Origin of the sequence: Maribacter taeanensis (assembly GCF_047345145.1) — a bacterium.
Taxonomy (GTDB): Bacteria; Bacteroidota; Bacteroidia; order Flavobacteriales; family Flavobacteriaceae; genus Maribacter_C.
The window spans coordinates 431,474-450,324 of the sequence record NZ_JBLFER010000001.1; the positions used below are offsets into that span (position 1 = coordinate 431,474).

Genomic DNA, 18,851 nt, shown 5'->3' on the forward strand with positions numbered 1-18,851 from the left:
ATTCTTTTAATGTTGTGAAAACGCTACTAATGTGGATAAAAACAGTATTGATGTCAAGAAATAGTTATAATTTTGAAATCAATGGCAAGTAAATTAAAAGTTACTTTTTTGGGAACGGGAACCTCACAGGGAATTCCTGTAATTGGTAGCACACACCCTGTTTGCTTGAGCGATAACAAGAAAGATAAGAGACTTCGTGTTTCTGTATTGCTTTCTTGGGATGATTTCAATTTCGTAATTGATTGTGGTCCCGATTTTAGACAACAAATGCTCACTAATAATGTGACCAAGTTAGATGGTATTCTTTTTACTCATGAACATGCTGATCATACCGCTGGTATTGATGATATTCGACCCTATTTTTTCCGCCAAGGAGACATTCCGGTTTATGCACATGAACGTGTTGCAAAATCTTTAAAAAGGCGTTTTGATTATATTTTTGCTGATGAAAACAGGTATCCAGGTGCTCCGGCTGTTGACTTGAATATTATTGAAAACAATCAGATTTTTACTATCGGAAACACTAGTGTAACCCCCATAGATATTGATCATAACAGATTGCAGGTATTCGGATTTCGTCTAAAGGACTTCACCTACCTAACCGATGTAAAGCGAATGAATTCAGAAGAAATTGAAAAAGTAAAAGGTTCAAAAGTTTTGGTCGTCAATGCGCTTCGAGAAGAACCGCATCATTCGCATTTCAACCTTCAAGAAGCCTTAGATTTTGTAAAAGAGGTGCAACCAGAAGTCACCTATTTTACCCACATTAGTCACTTACTTGGTTTTCATGATGAAGTAGAAAAAAGGTTACCCAAAAATGTACATTTGGCCTATGATAATTTGGTGATTACTGTATAGTTTTAATTGAACGGATTCCCGCTTTCGCGGAAATGAAAATAAATTAATTATTGATGAAAAAAAATATATTCCTTTACTTATTTGTTTTTGCAGGATTGATAGCGTTGTACCTCTTTGTGAGTAGTGGAACACTTGCAAAAACAATGAATGATAAAATAAACAAACTAGAAGCCGAAAAGGTAAGTCTACAAGATTCGGTGCAAAAATCGCAGCTGAGCATATTAGATATGCAATATTTTTCTTTGGAGAATAATGACGATGCTTTGGCGTATTACGAGCATTTGAACATTAAAAACCCTTCACGATATATTGCAGATAAACTACTAGAAACTAACGAAAAAAAAGGGAATAATCCTTTAATTCCCTATGAGGGAATGGAGAATGATTTTAAACTCAATAAAATCAAAATACTAAATCACAAATGGATTGTCGTTGATTTTTCCGATGGAAAATATTGGGGAGAATTACTTCTTAAATACGAACTGAAAGATGATATGGGAGTAGATTTCACTTTAGTAGATCACTTACTTTATACAAGAAGTAATTAAATCTTATCGTCTAACCATTTTTTGAAGGAGTAAAAATTCTGAGGACCTACACCATGGCCCACAGGAAATTCTTCGTAGATATGCTCAATTCCTAAGTTTTGCAGAAAGCCTGGAGCTCGCTGTGCCCATTCTGGTGGAATCACCTGATCCACTTGTCCATGAGAGGCATATACTTTTAAATTTTGATGTGTTTTATCGGCATAACCTTCCGTTAGAATATTTTCATTGATATAACCACTAAGGGCAATTATATTTTTTACTTTTTCCGGATAGGATATACCAACTGCATAACTCAAGATAGTACCTTGACTAAAACCTAAAAGTGTTACTCTATCTGTGTCTAAACCATATGTTTTACAGGCTTCATCAATAAAATTCACGATTTTTTCTATGGAACTCTTGGCCTGTTCATCGTCGCTCCATTTGCCATTTTCAGCATCAAAATTAATGGCGTACCAGGCATTTCCGAAAGGCTCCATAGGGTAAGGCGCGCGGACAGAGATAACACAAAATTCAGCTTGCAATTCTGGAGCAAAAGAAAATAAATCTTCTTCATTGCTTCCATAGCCGTGAAACATAAATAGAACAGGTGGTTTTCCAACAGTACTATTAGACGGTCGAATTAAATGTTCTAAAGATAGGGGGGCGGTAGTCATAAAATTTTATTGAATGAAAGTAAACCATTTTTGAAAATAGGGGCCTAATATGGGGACAGATTGTTTTTTGTTACTAAGGGCTCCAATAAACCCATACCCCCATAAAACAAGATAAAAAGCATATAGTCCATACCAGGCATAAGGGCTGAAAGCATAACTTAAAAACAGAGCGCAGCCAATAAAGATAATATGTAAACCAAATGCTTGCCTAGTATGAAAACGTGCGAATTCATTTTTAGGCTCCATATTCATACTTATAGCAATTAATGCACCTAGCAGGGTAAAGTATGCTACTATTGCCGTTGTTTTTCCCTCTTTTACCGATTCGCCCATCTTTCAAAGTTAGGTGAACTTCAGATTATGGACAAAAAAAAGAGGCTCCCATGCGAGCCTCTTTTAAATATTACTATCATCAGAATCAGATTATCCGCCAATTGTACCGATTACAGGAAGCGGTTCATCTTTTAAATTCATGGCATTAATAATGCCTAAAACGATAAGAATCAAAGGGATGTATGATATGTATGACAGAACTCCTAAGCCTGTAATACTCACTAAAATAGTTACAGCTACACTTATAACTATACCTAAAATAAAAATTCGCAATGATTGGCCAATGTGAAATTTCGCGAAAGCATTGTCTTTGTCTTTGTTCATAAACCAAGCAATGATAAGCCCGATGACTGTCACATAGGCAATTATCGCCATTGTTTTACCTTCTTCTTTTACTGATTGTTCCATAATTCTAAAATTTAGGGTTGGTTAATTATATTCTAACAGAAAATTAATCAAATAATTGCTTTATTGTTACAAATAACCCCGAAAACTCTGCCTTTCATTGATTTTTCAAGAAACGTGCTATTTTTTGAAGTCGAAATAACATCCTTCTTTGTGAAAGTGTATTCTTCTTTCGGATCAAAAAGTGTTAGACATGCGACTTCTCCTTCTTTTAAGTTTGGGGTTTTCAATTGATAACGATCTCTCCCATGGGTTAAGAGCTTGATAGTAAATTCAAAATCAAAAATCTGATTCAGAATTCCGAAAGAGGTTTCTAAACCAATTGCTCCATACGCTGCATTGTCAAATTCTACTCTTTTCTCCTCAATATTCATTGGAGTATGGTCAGAGCAGACAAAATCTATCACTCCGTCCTTCACTCCTTTAATTAAGGCTTTTGCATCTTTTTGAGTTCTAAGTGGTGGCATTACCTTAAAGTTTGTATCATATTCCTCTAAGGCATCATCGGTCTTGTATAGGTTATGAATTGCCACACTACAACTAACATCTAATCCTTTTTTCTTGGCATCCGCAATTAATTTTACTGAATTAGCGGAAGAAATTGTGGGTATATGCAATTTCCCTCCTGTATATTCCAAAATAAATAAATCTCGTACAATCCGAAGTTCTTCCGCTAAAGCAGGAATTCCTTTTAACCCCATCTTGGTGGAAACCTCTCCTTCACTTACCACGCCTTTTCCAGCAATTTTGGTATTCAAGGGAAAGGAATGTACAAGCCCATCAAAATTTTGAGCATATTGTAATGCTATCTTTAAAAGATTTGAATTTTCAATAGAACGTTTAAAATCATAAAAACCAACAGCACCAGCATTTTTCATATCGAACATTTCTGCAAGATCTTTTCCTTCACTTTTTGCGGTCAAGGTTCCTAAGGGATGGAGATTGGTGACCGAATCTTTTGCTGCATTTTTCAAAAAAACAATATCCGAACTACTATCAGGAACCGGATTTGTATTCGGATTCAAAACAATATCTGTGAATCCGCTTCTAGTGGCCGTTTTTAATCCGTTTTCTATGGTTTCACGTTCCTCATAACCAGGTTCACCAAAACTAACGCTGCTATCAAACCAGCCAATTGAGACATGTAAATTAGGATACTCAACAACCTTATCTTTGCCTGAAGGAACTATTCTAGCGGCAATCTTGTGAATAATACCATTTTTGATATGTATATCTCGTTTCTTGAGATGTAGGCTTTTGTTACTCGAGTCTACAATGGTGGCATTCTTTAAGAGTATGTTCATCATAAGTATTTTTGTATCAGCACCTCAATCAACATAAATAACACGGCTAAAATAATAAACCATTTCCAAAGGGCATTTATGGTGTCGTCATTTTGCATTTGTTGAAAAAGTGCGGTGATGGACTCATTTTTAGTACTGGCGTTCAAATTTGAAATATCCATATAGCTAAGATCACTCTCAGATCTTGAGTAGTTAAAACTCAAATTTTTGTAAAAATTATCTTGGTCGTAAATACTGTAAATGCCATCTTTTACAGGGTTTTCATAAAATGATAGGGAAATCTTATTCGCAAATAATTTTTGCTGAGGAATAAATTCATATCCTTCTTTTGTCATCTTTAAGATATGATCTTTAGGTAGTTGAGTGGCAATATCTACTTTTTGATTATTCCCTATGGTATAATACAACTCCGGCAGTTTCAAACTGTTTACCCCCATATTATAAAATGTAGGTACAATTAAAGGAGAATTTTTAAAGTTTGAATTTTCTGAGGATAGAGAAGCAGAAAAAATAAATACTCCGTTAGAACCTACTAAAAATGGATCTTTATCTTGATAAGAAAGCACATTTGGATTTCTAGTTTTTAAACGAAAATATTGGTTCACTTTCGGAGATTGAAAATTTGTTACGTTTTTCTCGAACACGTTACGATAAAGGGGATGCGAAAACGAAATATCAGTAATCTTTCTTTCGTAATTTACCCTTTGTACAAAGCTCGTTGCATTGTAATTTGACAAGAATGAATTATAGGAATTCATATCAATTTTGACCCCTGGTGTAATAACTAAATTTCCGCCATTCGTGGTAAATGATTTTAAACTAGTTGCCAAAGCATTTGGAATCCTTTCCAGTTCATTGAGAATAATTAAGTTTTGCTTATTAAGATCGCTATAGTTTAAGGCATTCAATGTCACAGAAATAAACTCAAACTCATCTGTTGTGAAGATCCGTTTCAAATAATTACTATCAGCATTCCCAATAACCAAGACTTTGATTTTCTCTTTTGAGTCAATATTAAAAAAGAGTTGATTGTCATAGGACAATCCGGAATCTGAAATTTCAATTTTCCCTTGTATTACTTCGTTTTTCGGAAGCGTAAAGCTAACTTCTGCTTGTTTGTTCTTATTAAAAGTTGCTGCTGTTTTCGCAATTAGCTTTTCTCCATTAAAAAGAGATACTGGAGTACTTTCGGTGTCCACACTAGATGAAAGTACTGCGATTAATTCCAAATTATTACCGTCCATAGCGCCTAGATAAACAGAGTCAATAGAAATGTTTTCTAATTCATCAACTGCAAGACTAACCAAATGTTTTTCAAGTGTCTGAGTCGAATCAACTTTCGACAACGCCATAGATTGCTGAAAATCAGAAATGACAATTAGGTTTTTGATAGACTTTTTTTCAGCTTCAAAAAAAGTATTTGCCTTCAGGTATATCTCATTCAATTTTAGTTGTTTGGAAGTAGGAGAAAGCTGCAAAAGATCGTTCCGAATATTTTTGAGTGTTACATTTTTAAACACTTTTTCATTGGTCAAAAGACTAAATGTTTGGTCTTCTGGAATGGATTGGATAAGATTTTGAACCGCTTCCTCAAGCAAAGTGCTGTTATTCGTTTTTGCCTGCATGCTAAATGAATCATCTAGATAAATAACGGTTTCCTTTTCTTGTAAGGCGTTCTTTTCAGCAATGAAAGGCTGTGCAAAAGCAACAATCAATGCCGCTAGTAAAAGCATTCTTGTAAAAAGAAGTAACCACTTTTTTAGCGAATTACTTCGTCTAGATTCTGAGACTACCTTTTTTAAAAACTTGACGTTCGTAAATGGTGTTTTCTGAAATCTACGGAGCTGGAAGAGGTGAATAAAAATAGGAATCAGAAGAAGAAATAAGGCCCAAAGAAGTTCTGGATGTTTAAACTGCATTCCTGATTTTGATTTGGCAAATATAATTTAAAAAAGACAAAAGACCGCTACGCTTTAAGATAAAAGCGGACGGGTCAACAGAAGAAAAAGAAATCTTCCATTGATTTTTGTTCTAGCCTATCTAAATACAAACGGATGGCTTTTTGAGCTTCTTCATTCGCTACTGTAATAATACTCTGCGGATTTTTCAGTTCATTGAGAAATTCAAAATGCAGCATTTCCATCCCATATATTTCTTTACCTATTTTCTTGGGATTGTCGCATAGCCAGTAGAAATCGATTTGTTGGTCTAGCAAAGCCTTGGCAATTGTTTTTCCTTTAGTTCCTGCACCCCAAACTATTAGAGGTCTATCAGTGTTGTAATTTAATTTCAGAAAATAGTGCAGTTTGATATCTAAAAAATAGTTTTGTGCATAGTGCTCGCTAGTGCGGGAAGTCCTTGTATCATAATCACGCCAGTAATGGAGTAGCTCGTTGCATGGAATGCATTTCAAGCTATTTTCATAAAATCGGAAAGTCAAATCATAATCCTCGGGATATCTATCGGGTTCGAATGCATCACATTTATCTAAATCTTCTCGACGGACCATCCAACAGGGAGATGGAATAACACATTCTTTATAGATTTCGGAATAGTTGCTTCCTGTTTGTGTCAATTGATTGAGCCAAGCTTCGTAGCGTTCATAGCCATTACTGATTCCGAGTTCCGAGAAGTATTTTACTTGTCCGACAGCCAAATGACCTTTTCCTGATTCTAAAAGGGAATTCGTCATTACTTCCAATTTATGGGGAGTCATAATATCATCTGAATCCATTCGGGTGATGAAAGTTCCTTTGCTTTTTGAATATGCTGTTCGTAGGGCTTCAATGATTCCGGAACCTTGATTTTGAAACGCTTGAATTCTTGAGTCTTTTTCCGCAAATTCATGGACAACTTTTAAACTTTCATCGGAAGAGTGGTCGTTGACGGCCAAGACTTCCCAATTTGTATGGGTTTGTTTGAGAATGGATTCCAGACATTCCGTTAGGAATTGAGCTGTGTTTTTAAAGGGAATGAGAATGCTTACCAAAGGCGTATCCATAGAAAATTTTATAAGCGCTCCGCTAACATCCTATGAAAATGATGTACGCCCTGTTCTCGGGTAGGAGAGAAGCGGCCTGCTTTATAGAAGCGTGATTGCAGACCTTGGTGCACGCCTTCTACAACAAATTCATCCTCGCGTTCTACCTTGTCCATTGCAGCGCTGGCGGCTCCTTCAAACCGATTTTCTCCGTGTAAATAGGAAATGAACGATACCTTTGTTTTTGAAGGAGAAATAGGTTTCACAACGTTTACGGACAATCCCCAAGGATAAAAATTCAACATGATATTAGGAAAAATCCAAAAATAAAAAGCCGCTACTTCTTTTCCGTAACACGGATGTTTCTCAGGCAACTTATAAGTTTCTTCGGCACCGTCTGCATAACCTATCTGCAACGTACCATAGTCAAATAACTCTGTAGCGTATTCTTCATAACTAAGCGCTGCATTCAAGTCAGGATGCACAAAAGGAATATGAAATCCCTCCAAATAATTATCACAGTACAAAGACCAATGGCAGTTTACCAAATAGTCTTTGCTGCTCACGGAATCATATTTGAATTCGTTCAAGGGGAGGAATCCGACATACTCGTCCAGAAAGTTTCGAATAATTGAAAAATTAACTTCAGGGTGTAATCCGGTAAATAAGAAAGGTCCCCATTCTTCTAATTTGAATTGATGCAAATGGTCACAAGGTCTGGGGAAGTCTTTTGCATCCTGAAATTCGGGCATGTGTTTGAATTGTCCTTCTAAATTCCATTGGCGGCCGTGATACATACAACGTAATCCGCGGTTGATGCTTCCTGCATTATGAGCAATAAGGTTTCCGCGATGGGTACAAACATTACTCATACAGCGAATTTTACTCTCCTTATCCCGCACCAAAACCATCGGTTCGTGTAAATAGTTCTCCATATATGAGAATGGATGCGCAAATCCCTCAAGCGGAACCAAGGACGGACTATCACCAACAAACTGCCAAGATTTCGCGAAAATATCCTCCTTCATCTGCTCGAATACTTTGGTATCGCGATAGAAAGCGGCGGGCAAGGTTTCCGCCCTAGTAATATCCGGATTTACATAAAAGTTACCCATTGCTCTTATTTTTTCTTTTTAAAACAAAATAGAATGGTAAGCTGATCAAAAATAAAATCAGTCCATAAATTACAACTTCGTAACCACATCCCATAATAATCCATATGCAAAACAAAAATGCCAAAACGGATATCCATATCAGCGGGTTGGTCAATTTCTTATCACGATTATAGAGGATGAAACCCAAACTAGCAGCCGAAAACAAATACGGAACAATCACGGAAAGTGTCGATAAGGTCATCATAAAGGTAAATGCATCTACCAAACTTTTGGAGAAGTTTAACATCATTAAAATGGAGGCTAAAAAACTAGATAATATGATTCCGATAATGGGAGAGCCATTGCTATTCTGCTTTCCGAAAATTTTCGGAAAAAGTCCGTCTAAAGCTGCCGCCATTGGAATTCTCCCTTGCATTAGAATCCAGCCATTTAAGGCACCCATAGTTGCGATAACCGCGCAGCCAGCTACAATATATTGGGCAGAACCACCCCAAAATAAGTGAGCGGCATCGGCAAAAGGAGCATTCGAATTTTTAAGAACTTCTGGGGGAATGATACCCATAATCGCTAACGAACTACTGAGATAAACTACAATGGTAATCAGAGTGCCGCCTATGGTTGCTTTGCTTACCGTTTTGGCGGCATCTTCGGTGTCAGCGCTTACAATTCCTGCGCTTTCCATTCCTAAAAAGGCAAACAAGCTAAGTGTAGCCGTTGCGGTAATGGCTCCGAAGGTAGTTGCGTCACTTCTGTTTAGCGGAATAAAATTCTCCCAGTTAATGTAGAAAACACCAAATACACCAATAGCTAAAATGGGAAGCACTTTAAGTATGGTTGTAATCATCTGAATACTGGCTACGGTTTTGAGCGGTTTGGAATTGATATAGGTAAAGCCCCAGATAAACCCGAGTCCCGTAAAAATTGAAATTAAAGAGGATTCACCAAGAACTGGAAAAAACACTTCCAAATAGCCTACAAGGGCAACGGCGATGGCGGCATTGGTCGCCCAAATGGCAACCCAATAGCCCCACGCCACCAAATAGGCAGGAAAATCGCCAAAACTGATTCTTGTATAAATATAGGGCCCTCCGAGGGTGTCTGGCGCAATTTTACCTAAGGCACCATAAACATAAGCGATAAGAATTGCTCCAATTGCCGAACAGACCCAGCCTAACATTCCGATACCACCATAGACAGCAAGCGATGCTGGTAATAAAAATATACCGGAACCAATCATATTGCCGACAACTAATGCTGTTGATGACCAGAGACCTATTTTGTTGGAGTTGGCGATGTATTTGAGTTTTTAGGTTGGTTTGCAAAATCAATGACCTAAAATACCACTAATTCAGAGAAACCAATAAAAAAAGTGCCCGCTATCCAAATCATATAGCGGGCACAAACATGACCTACAAACCTCATTTTTAAAGTCGTTATTGCCTTAAGGGCTTAATAATGAGGTTCGAGTAGGCTAGGGGGAGAAATTTGAGGGTCAAGCACAGTATTTTCATCCTATTTCCTGAAGCTTTAATAGGGCTTCAGACTTTGAGTTCACATTGAGTTTTAGATATATGTTTTGAATATGAAAGTTTATGGCGCTGGTGGTTACAAACAGCTTGTCCGCAATGGTCTTATACGTTGCACCTTGACTTAGATAATCAATAATCTGGTTTTCACGCTCCGAAAAAGATTGGTATGATTTCGGCTGAAACATGGAGATAATTTTTTTTGCAATATCATTGCCAATTACCGCTCCTTCATTCTTAATTGAATTGAGGGCATGGTACAAACGTTTGCGCGTTACCGTCTTCGTCAGGAAACCATTTGCGCCATATTTGAACGCTTTTTTAATGATTTCAAAATCATTGTTCGTACTTGCCATAATGATATTTACATTGGCGTCTTTTTTACGGAATAATTTGATTCCGTCTAAGCCATTGATAATCGGTAAGGTTACCTCTGATACAATGATATCAGGCTGTACGCTATCGAATTTGTTTAGAGCATCTTCTACACTATTGTAAATTCCGCTTAAATTGAAATCGCCGTACTTCTCAAAATAACTTTTGTAAGAAGCATGTAGTTGCGTGTCATTGTCGATAATAATCACTTTTAGAATTTCTGAGTTCATAGTCATGTGGTTTGTAGGTTCGGCCATGGAGGGTCATAAGCTCCAAGGCATTATAATCGTAATTTTTGGGACGTTGTAGTTCTTGCGGAGTTGTAAACTCTGCAGTTCATTTTAAAGCATACATAGCTAAGGTCAGGCTTTTAAGCTGACAAAAAAGTCATGTCTTTAAATAAAATTTCCGGGATTAAGCACCGATTTTTACACAAGAAAAAATCGCCGATTCTTTAGATGCTATTCGAAATAGCATTGAAAAGTTTTGTGCTTATTTGGCTAACAGTCTAAGCCATCTTTGGGTCGAAAAAAAGTGGGAGCACCGTAGTTCGCGAGTAAAAAAGATTTTCGTTTTGAGGACGTGTTGAGGTTCATAGTAGGTTTCATGTAGTAGGGGATTTGAGGGTTTTAAGTAGTAGTTATTTAATAGTATAAATTTAGTAAAATCTTTCGAAAGCCCCTATTTTAAAGGGTTTTTTTCGTTCAAATGCATTAAATTTTAGCATTTGAAGCTCAGTTTCGTCAATCATTATATGAATTGTGAACAATGGTGGAGTGGTTAGCCACTTCCATAATCCATTTCTCTTTTTGGTACTTTCCATTAAGGTTTGAAGCATAGGCGTCTTTAGCTTTTCCTTTAGCATCGTAGTCCGCTAGGTATACATAATGGAGTCCGTTTTCCTTGTTATAGAATTGCTTTGGTTTTAGACCTTTTTCTTTTAAGTCTTTGACAAAGGCGTTCAGGTATTTTTTATTACTATACACATTAGCGATAACGTAATACCCAGAATTTGCGCCAACAATATTTGCTTGATCCAATTGTCGTATCGGAAGCTCTTTAAAGTCCCGACGTTTTTGAATTTCGTCCGCAACGTTTTTGACTTCGGTACTAGCAAGTCTCGTATTTTTCTTGGGAGTGAAATCCTTCAAATTTGATTTGATACTGTTCTTTATATCACTTCGCACTGCGCGGACAATCATCTCGAAGCGTTTTTCGAAAGCTGCGTTGCGCGCATTTTCTATGGAATCCTGTCGTAAAATGAGCTGATCTAGAATCATACGGTTTTCATGTGCCAAAGTATTCATGATTTCTTTGTTTGTTTCTTCAGTCGTTAGTGGAGCATCACCTTTTTCTTCGGTTAAGGCCAAGATCTGTTCTTCATAGTTTCTGATTATCTGATCTATTTTTTGATCTTGAGAACTGTCTGCCGTCAAGTTGATATTGAGCTTATCATTTTTAAAGGTATAGGCGAGACTCACTTCGTGGTTCCATCCTAAGTCAGCTTCCTTTTGAAGGATGTCCTTTTCTAGTAAATATCCTAGGGACATTTTTTTGCTGATGTTGAAACCTAGTCCTAAGGACATTCCATATTCATTATCAAAATTTGTTTGCAACCATCCGTATTTCGGAAGGTCTAGTACCATGGAACCTACATAGATCAATTCATTGTTTTCGTTTTTACCTAATTGTACAAGAGGCATCAATCGTGCGTCTTCGAACAAACCTCTTGTTGCATTAAAAGAATGCGTATACTGCAATGAAGCGCGAACGCTTTTCTCTGAAAGATTAGTTACAAATTCATTTGTCGTCTGATTGTATTTCAAGAGGTCTTTAGCGTACAGTCCGAAATCGAATTTACCAAGGGACAAAGTAATGGCAGGTTGAATGGCGATTTTGCTTTCTTTTCTAGCTTCGGAAAGGGTAGGGTCATTCTCAATGACGGTAATCCGATTTTTGTCCAAACCTTCATTGAAATAGGTCAGGTTTGTTCCGAAGCTCAACTTGCTTTTTCTTCCCAGTTTAACGGAAGTAGCGTAGTTGGCGTTAAATCCGAATTCTTGTACAACACCAGACCATTGGCTATATACTCCGATTCCCAAAGCTGTATGATCATTCACTTTATTACTAAATCCGAGGAAATAATTCTGACGATTATCTTCGAAAGAGGTGTATTGATTTCTATGCAGTATATTCAAATACGATTTGTTTTCTCGCACCAATGAAAAGGTAGGGTTGATAAAAAATCGATTGAAATACAACTGATTGTGATAACTGCTTTTGGTTCCTAATTCGGTTGGTGTTTCTTCTTGCGAATGCGTGCTTTGACAAAAGACAATCGTCAAAATCAAGCACAAGAATATTCCTGATATATTGTTAGTATAGCTCATCTTTATGGGATTTGGGGTTAAACCATCAGGCTTACGCTCAATGGAATTTTGGTTAAGATTTCGAACTATGATTTTCTTATTTATCTTCAAACATTGAAGTGGTATAATCTATTTGCAATTTATTGTTCAAAGCAGCACGGAGGTTTGAGTCTCGTTGGTCTGCTTTTGATTGCTTACCATTTTCATACGAGAAAGCCACTTCTTGTATTTTATCCTTGTTTTTCCCTCGGTTGGAGAGTACATATCCAATACCTCTTTCAGCCATTACGTACATAGAGAACTCATCTTTAGAACTGTTGATCGGGCTACCTAAATTTGTGGCGTAGTCAACGTTATTTTGTCCTACTTGAGTCATGTATAAGTCGAGTCCGCCGTAACCTTCTCGCCCTTCAGAAGCAAAGACCAAAGTGTTGTCTTCCATAATACGTGGATATAGATCGTTCTTTTTAGTGTTCACTTTGGTTCCCAGATTTTTAGCTTTTCCCGCATTTCCTTTAAAGGAAATGTCAGCCACATAGATATCATATTTTCCAAAAGAACCAGGCATGTTTGAGGCAAAAAATAAGCGTTTGCCATCCTCAGATATTGCTGGATGCATAGCCGAAGCATGTTTCGGCGCCACAGCCATTTCACGAACGTTTTTCCATTGTCCATTTATTTTGTCCGTACGATATATTTTATGGACGAGTTCTTTTTTAGAGAAAATACCTTTTACGGGTTTAAGGTAAATCGCCTTGCTGAAGTACGCAGTTTGCCCATCTGAAGTAACGGCAATAGGGGACTCATAAGTTTCTTCCATATCAGACCTTTTGGCGTGGGGAACACCGATAAAGGCTTTGTTTCTTTCATACTCCACCAAATATTCTAAAGACTGTGATCTATAACTGGGATTAAAATCGAATTCCCGGCGATTACTAGCCACACTTTGATTCGCTTGGCGTGCGTCAAATGCTCTTTTTACTTGGTAATCTTCCTTGATTTGTTGCAACCAACCTTTATCATTTGAAGCCACTGTATTTATATGTGCTGTTTGCTCTAGAGCGAATTGATAGCGTTTTTGATAATTGGCACTTAATGTTCTGCCGTTTTGAAGTTCACTTAGTTTCTTATACCAAAATGCAGCGTTTTCATACTTTTCTAAAAGAAAGTTGGCATTACCTAAATCTTCATAGATTTCCTTTTCGGTATACCCTAAGCTTTTTAACTTTTGATACTGGCTGTCTTTTTGAGGTTCGAAACTGTTTTCATAAGGTTCTTGTGCTGTTATTACCAAGCATACTAAAAAAAAGATACTGGTTAAGACCATTTTGTAGGTAGGGGAATTTTTCATGAGAGTAGGATTTTGAGGTTTGTTACTGGGCCAAAGTTGAAGAAATGTTTTCATGCGGTACTTAATAAAAATTCATAGGTTTTGCATTTAGACCCTTAATTGATGTATTTCATCGATGTTTTTTTGAAATTTCATTGAATTTGGGACTCTATTGGTATAAAAAAGGACAGAATAAATTCAATAAAACGTTGTATTGAATAGAAAAAGCTTTCTATATTTGCACCCGCATTCAGGGAATACCTGATGAGACACTTGGAGAAATGGCAGAGTGGTCGAATGCGGCAGTCTTGAAAACTGTTGAGGGTCACACCTCCGGGGGTTCGAATCCCTCTTTCTCCGCTTAGAGCAAAGCTCGATTTCTGTATGGAAATCGGGCTTTTTCTTTTCACGCACGTCGCGAGCGTGCTCGTGTAAGTAAGTGAAAAGAAAAAGCACAGATATCGCCTGAGCGACATTGAGTTTTATTGTAAGGAGGGGAGATTGTAGGGAACACCGAAGGTAATCCTTCTTTCACCACTGTCACAGTTTCCTTATATTTAACAAATAATAAAAGCAACTTTTATTAAAATGAAATTGTTACGTTGTTTCTTCTTTTTAATATTTCTTTTGGCAGCAAATTCCATAATTGCCCAAAGCAGTGAAACTGAAAACACTCAACCATCACCAATTTTCACTAAAGTGGAATCCGAATATATAGACCAATGGTTTTCAGAGTTTGTACAAGAAATGAATTTGTCGGATGAGGTTGCTTTGAAGTATCAGGAGATAACAAGTAAATACTCTAATAAAATGGAGAGTATTGGCAAGGACAACCCTGATATTACCAAAACACAGGTAAAAGAACAGTTCAAGACTTTGATGCAAGAACAACACCTAGAGGTGAAATCTATTCTAGGTGATGAGCAATATGAAATGTATTATGATACTATGAAAAAGGTAATATGGTCTATTAATCAGCGTCTTAAATAATTATAAAACATAGTATGAAAAATAAAAGTTATTATTTGATTTTCGGTGTATTTCTTGTACTGTCAAGTTGCGCTTCTACTAAGCTAATGGACTCCTGGAAATCCCAAAGTTTTGATTCCCTTTCGAAGTCAAAAATTCTGGTAGTTTCGGAAAGCCCAGAAACAGATGTTCGAAAATCCTATGAAATAGCCATAGCGAGTAAATTACGTGCACAAAACCTAGATGCTATCGAATCGCATATACAATTCCCTTCGCTGAAAGAAGCAGACACCCCGGAGGAAACAGCTCAAATAGTTCAAATGTTTAAAGACGCTGGTATCTCAGGCATCATTTTAACTTCTCTAAAACAAACCATAGAGACTCAAAATGGAAGTATGGCCTCACAAACTGGCATTCCTGCAAGTTATAAGGACAAAGCAAGTTTCGGTCCTAATGCAGGCAGTTCAGATGCTCCTATGGTATCTACTTCTAAAACCTATGTACTTGAGGCGCTAACCTATGATTTAACTCTAGAAGAAGGTAAACAATTAGTTAATGTATGTCTGGTGGATGTAACCGACCCTGATGCACCTGATAAAATACAAAAAACCTTCACCAAGATAGTAGCCGATCAGTTCAAATAATTAACGATTCTATTCATAAACCAACCTTATTACATGTTTATAATCCAAAAAATATTTGTAAATCGCATTGCGGAATGCTGTTTGGTTCTGATAATTCCAATCGTCTTTTCGGCCTGTGGAAGTAAAAAGGCAACGGTACATAAACCCGTTTCTTTTGAGGTCGCTCCAAAAAAACTAGCTGTTTTTATGGATGGAACAACCAATAATGAGAGTAGTCATACCAACGTCTCAAAACTTTATAATCTAGTTACACTTCAAAACAATCCTAATGTGGGTGCTGCTTATTTAAGGGGAGTTGGTAACGGAGCTGATTTTGTTGGCATCCTAACGGGTTCGGGAATCCGTGGCGAAGTTTGTAATGGTTACTTATACCTTGCCGAACACTATAACCACGAACGCAAAGATGAAATTTATCTCTTCGGATTCAGTAGAGGTGCCTATGCTGCAAGAATTCTGGCAGGAATGATTCATTCTGCAGGAATTGTTGATGTTAGTAAAATCCCAAAGGACAAAAGGTTAAAGTTCATTAAAAAAATATATAACGCACACAAAGGGAACAAAACCTTGCAGGAAAGAAGGAATGCCGTTTTTGAAGTAACCCAACAACGTGTAGATTATGATGATTATAAAATAGAATTTATGGGGCTGTGGGATACTGTTGCATCTTTGGGAATCCCAGATTACAAAGACGATTACTATGTTGAGGAAACCAAATATCATGACCAGCTTTGCAACGTCAAAAGGGCGTCGCAAGCCCTATCCTTAAATGATAATAGAGGTTCGGTTTTTACACCATCCATCTTGACGGATGATTACTTGGTGCAAGAATGTAAAGAAGTAAAGCCTAAAGAAATCGTAAATGAAGTTTGGTTCTTTGGAGCACATTCTGATGTTGGCGGTGGTGCTTTAAATACCAATATAAGCGGGGTTTCTTTGAATTGGATGATTGGGCAATTGAAAGAATTTGAATTGTTACCACCTTCAGCCGCAGTTTATGAAAACCGTATGGATATTACCAACAATCCGATTGGTGGAATGATGAAACTCTTTTACCCTAAAAAGGGACGAAAACTGGTTTTCTTCACGTCTAGGAACGGATATAAAAAAGAAAAACTAAAGATACATCAGTCAGTTTTAGACAGGCTTGAAGGTTCACTGCAAACCTATGAGGTCAATTTGATTAAACTTTTTGGAGAGTGTTTTGAAAAGAACAATAAAGGAGGGTATGATTATCTGGAAAGCTCAGCCTGTTTCGATATAGAGAATTAATTCACAAAACGCTCCATTAGTTTATAGCATCTCAAAAGACGAAATCCATACCTTTATTGCATTAAAATTACTATTGAATTATGACGAAAGCGCTTTATGTTGCTACTTTAGAATCCCATAGTGGTAAGTCTTTAGTGGTTTTGGGTTTGATGCAACTCTTACTAGGTAAGATGGCCAAAGTTGGTTATTTCAGACCTGTGATAGATGATATCAAGACTGGAGGGATAGACAATCACATTAATACCGTAGTATCACATTTTGGTTTGGATATTCCAGTTGAAGATGCCTATGCCTTAACCCAAAGTCAAGTGGTTGATATGTTCAACGATGGAAGGCAGGGTGATATTTTGGACACCATTATTTCCAAATACAAAGGACTCGAAGAGCGTTTTGATTTTATCCTAGTGGAAGGAAGTGATTTCTCTAGTGACGGAAGCATTATCGAATTCGATTTGAACATTGATATCGCTAAGAATCTAGGTATTCCTGTAGTTTTAATTGACAATGGAAAAGGAAAAACCCTTGAGGAATTTTGTGGTAACCTAGAATCTGCGGTAAACACCTATCTTCAAAAAGAAATTGAACTTCTTGCCGTTGTGGCGAATAAAGTACGTCCCGAGAATGTGGAACTGGTCAACCAACGTCTGGAAAAAGAATTGAAGGATAAAACGGTTGCCTTCACGGTGCCTAGGGTAAAGAATTTATCGCATCCTACACTAAACGAAATTGTAACATCCTTAAATGGAAAAGTGCTTTTTGGTAAAGAAAATCTTGATAATCAAACAGGAAGTTTTGGAGTGGGTGCAATGCAATTACATAACTATTTGACGCATTTGCGAGACAATAGTTTGGTTATAACTCCTGGTGATAGAGCTGATATAATTCTTGGCGCTTTACAAGCAAACCTTTCGGATAACTATCCAGCGATTTCGGGTATTGTGCTTACAGGGGGAATTCTTCCCGAACCATCTATCTTGAAATTATTAGAAGGTTTTGAAACGCATGTCCCCATCATTTCTGTGCAGCATGGTACTTTTGATGCTGCAAATTCCGTCGGTAATATTAAATCGAAAATCTATGCGGAAAGCAAGCAAAAAATAGCAACTTCGATATCCCTTTTCAATTCCCATATTGATGGCGAATTATTGCTAGAGCGTTTGGAAACTTTTGAACCCAAAGGCCTTACTCCTAGAATGTTTCAGTACAACCTCTTGCAGCGTGCCAAAACACATAAGAAGCATATTGTACTTCCCGAAGGAGAGGACGCCCGAATTCTGGAGGCTGCTAGTGAATTAAGTGCTTTGGGCATCGTTGATATTACCCTTCTAGGAAATCAAGAACAAATAGAGAAAAAGGCCATTCAACTTGGTTTTGATATTTCGCATTTAAATATTCTAAATCCAGCAACTGCAAGGAATTTTGAAAGCTATGCCACTACATTTTGCGAATTACGAAAACATAAGGGCGTTAATATGGATGTTGCTAGAGACACCATGCTCGATGTTTCCTATTTCGGGACAATGATGGTCTATAAAGGTCATGCAGATGGAATGGTTTCAGGAGCAGTACATACCACTCAGCACACGATTCGACCTGCGTTACAGTTTGTAAAGACCAAACCAGGAATAGGTGTGGTGTCATCTGTGTTTTTTATGTGCTTAGAAAATCGGGTTTCTGTTTTCGGGGATTGTGCTATCAATCCCAATCCGACAGCGGAGCAATTGGCGGAAATTGCCATATCATCTGCCGCTTCTGCGGAAGCCTTTGGAGTCAAAGCTAAGATTGCGATGTTATCCTATTCCTCTGGAAGTTCAGGAAAAGGCGAAGATGTAGATAAGGTTCGAAGGGCCACTGAAATTGTGAAAAGCACACATCCGCATTTACAAATCGAAGGCCCTATACAGTATGATGCGGCCGTTGACCCCTTGGTAGGCAAAAGCAAATTGCCGGATTCTGAAGTTGCGGGGGAAGCATCAGTATTGATATTTCCCGATTTAAATACGGGAAACAATACCTACAAAGCTGTACAGCGCGAAACAGGGGCATTGGCGATTGGTCCAATGCTACAAGGACTAAATAAACCTGTAAATGACTTGAGTAGGGGTTGCACCGTCGAAGATGTATTCAATACGCTAATCGTCACTGCTATACAAGCACAAGAAAATTAAGC

At 37.4% G+C, this 18,851-nt stretch carries 17 protein-coding genes and 1 tRNA gene; 7 read left to right on the forward strand and 11 right to left on the reverse strand.

Annotated features, from left to right (window positions below; translation table 11 throughout):
- Nucleotides 1-81: 81 nt before the first annotated feature.
- Together ACKWCD_RS01825 and ACKWCD_RS01830 are read left to right on the forward strand one after the other, a co-directional pair.
- Nucleotides 82-858 carry an MBL fold metallo-hydrolase gene (locus ACKWCD_RS01825; protein ID WP_413982216.1) on the forward strand — a complete coding sequence of 259 codons (777 nt, stop codon included), beginning with the start codon at nt 82-84 and terminating at the stop codon, nt 856-858.
- Between the two features lie 53 nt (nt 859-911).
- Nucleotides 912-1,406 carry a hydrolase gene (locus tag ACKWCD_RS01830; RefSeq protein WP_413982217.1) on the forward strand — a complete coding sequence of 165 codons (495 nt, stop codon included), beginning with the start codon at nt 912-914 and terminating at the stop codon, nt 1,404-1,406.
- On the opposite strand, the gene ACKWCD_RS01835 is transcribed toward ACKWCD_RS01830, so the two are convergent.
- The 11 genes from ACKWCD_RS01835 to ACKWCD_RS01885 form a co-directional block, all read right to left on the reverse strand.
- Entirely contained in the window at nt 1,403-2,062 is a 660-nt protein-coding gene (locus ACKWCD_RS01835) for an alpha/beta hydrolase (RefSeq protein ID WP_413982218.1), read from the reverse strand. The genes ACKWCD_RS01830 and ACKWCD_RS01835 overlap by 4 nt on opposite strands.
- A gap of 6 nt (nt 2,063-2,068) precedes the next feature.
- Entirely contained in the window at nt 2,069-2,395 is a 327-nt protein-coding gene (locus ACKWCD_RS01840) for a hypothetical protein (RefSeq protein WP_413982219.1), read from the reverse strand.
- 90 nt (nt 2,396-2,485) lie between these two features.
- Nucleotides 2,486-2,803 carry a DUF4870 domain-containing protein gene (locus ACKWCD_RS01845; protein WP_413982220.1) on the reverse strand — a complete coding sequence of 106 codons (318 nt, stop codon included), beginning with the start codon at nt 2,801-2,803 and terminating at the stop codon, nt 2,486-2,488.
- Nucleotides 2,804-2,850: 47 nt separating this feature from the next.
- Entirely contained in the window at nt 2,851-4,104 is a 1,254-nt protein-coding gene (locus ACKWCD_RS01850) for a dihydroorotase (protein ID WP_413983002.1), read from the reverse strand.
- The gene (locus ACKWCD_RS01855; protein ID WP_413982221.1) at nt 4,104-6,023 is read right to left on the reverse strand and encodes a BatA domain-containing protein; all 1,920 of its coding nucleotides are present in this window, start codon (nt 6,021-6,023) and stop codon (nt 4,104-4,106) included. The genes ACKWCD_RS01850 and ACKWCD_RS01855 overlap by 1 nt, the downstream gene beginning before the upstream one ends.
- A gap of 74 nt (nt 6,024-6,097) precedes the next feature.
- Nucleotides 6,098-7,105 (reverse strand): glycosyltransferase, encoded by a 1,008-nt coding sequence (locus ACKWCD_RS01860; protein ID WP_413982222.1) that lies wholly within the window; start codon nt 7,103-7,105, stop codon nt 6,098-6,100.
- A gap of 8 nt (nt 7,106-7,113) precedes the next feature.
- Entirely contained in the window at nt 7,114-8,199 is a 1,086-nt protein-coding gene (locus ACKWCD_RS01865) for an aromatic ring-hydroxylating oxygenase subunit alpha (RefSeq protein WP_413982223.1), read from the reverse strand.
- Complete coding sequence (locus tag ACKWCD_RS01870) at nt 8,192-9,493, reverse strand: amino acid permease (RefSeq protein ID WP_413983003.1); 1,302 nt, start codon at nt 9,491-9,493, stop codon at nt 8,192-8,194. Before ACKWCD_RS01870 ends, ACKWCD_RS01865 begins: the two co-directional genes overlap by 8 nt.
- 213 nt (nt 9,494-9,706) lie before the next feature.
- Nucleotides 9,707-10,330 (reverse strand): response regulator, encoded by a 624-nt coding sequence (locus tag ACKWCD_RS01875; protein WP_413982224.1) that lies wholly within the window; start codon nt 10,328-10,330, stop codon nt 9,707-9,709.
- A 513-nt stretch (nt 10,331-10,843) separates the two neighbouring features.
- Entirely contained in the window at nt 10,844-12,490 is a 1,647-nt protein-coding gene (locus ACKWCD_RS01880) for a PorP/SprF family type IX secretion system membrane protein (RefSeq protein ID WP_413982225.1), read from the reverse strand.
- A 76-nt stretch (nt 12,491-12,566) separates the two neighbouring features.
- Nucleotides 12,567-13,820: a TolB family protein gene (locus tag ACKWCD_RS01885; RefSeq protein ID WP_413982226.1), complete on the reverse strand. Its 1,254-nt coding sequence runs from the start codon at nt 13,818-13,820 to the stop codon at nt 12,567-12,569.
- Between the two features lie 254 nt (nt 13,821-14,074).
- Here ACKWCD_RS01885 and ACKWCD_RS01890 point away from each other — a divergent pair.
- The 5 genes from ACKWCD_RS01890 to pta all read left to right on the forward strand — a co-directional run bounded on the left by ACKWCD_RS01890 (nt 14,075) and on the right by pta (nt 18,849).
- A tRNA-Ser gene (locus ACKWCD_RS01890) sits at nt 14,075-14,159 on the forward strand.
- 228 nt (nt 14,160-14,387) lie between these two features.
- Entirely contained in the window at nt 14,388-14,789 is a 402-nt protein-coding gene (locus ACKWCD_RS01895) for a hypothetical protein (RefSeq protein ID WP_413982227.1), read from the forward strand.
- A gap of 14 nt (nt 14,790-14,803) precedes the next feature.
- Nucleotides 14,804-15,412 carry a hypothetical protein gene (locus tag ACKWCD_RS01900; protein ID WP_413982228.1) on the forward strand — a complete coding sequence of 203 codons (609 nt, stop codon included), beginning with the start codon at nt 14,804-14,806 and terminating at the stop codon, nt 15,410-15,412.
- A gap of 33 nt (nt 15,413-15,445) precedes the next feature.
- On the forward strand, nt 15,446-16,681 hold the full coding sequence (locus tag ACKWCD_RS01905; RefSeq protein WP_413982229.1) for a phospholipase effector Tle1 domain-containing protein: 1,236 nt from the start codon (nt 15,446-15,448) through the stop codon (nt 16,679-16,681).
- Nucleotides 16,682-16,761: 80 nt separating this feature from the next.
- Nucleotides 16,762-18,849 (forward strand): phosphate acetyltransferase, encoded by a 2,088-nt coding sequence (gene pta, locus ACKWCD_RS01910; RefSeq protein ID WP_413982230.1) that lies wholly within the window; start codon nt 16,762-16,764, stop codon nt 18,847-18,849.
- Nucleotides 18,850-18,851: the final 2 nt, after the last annotated feature.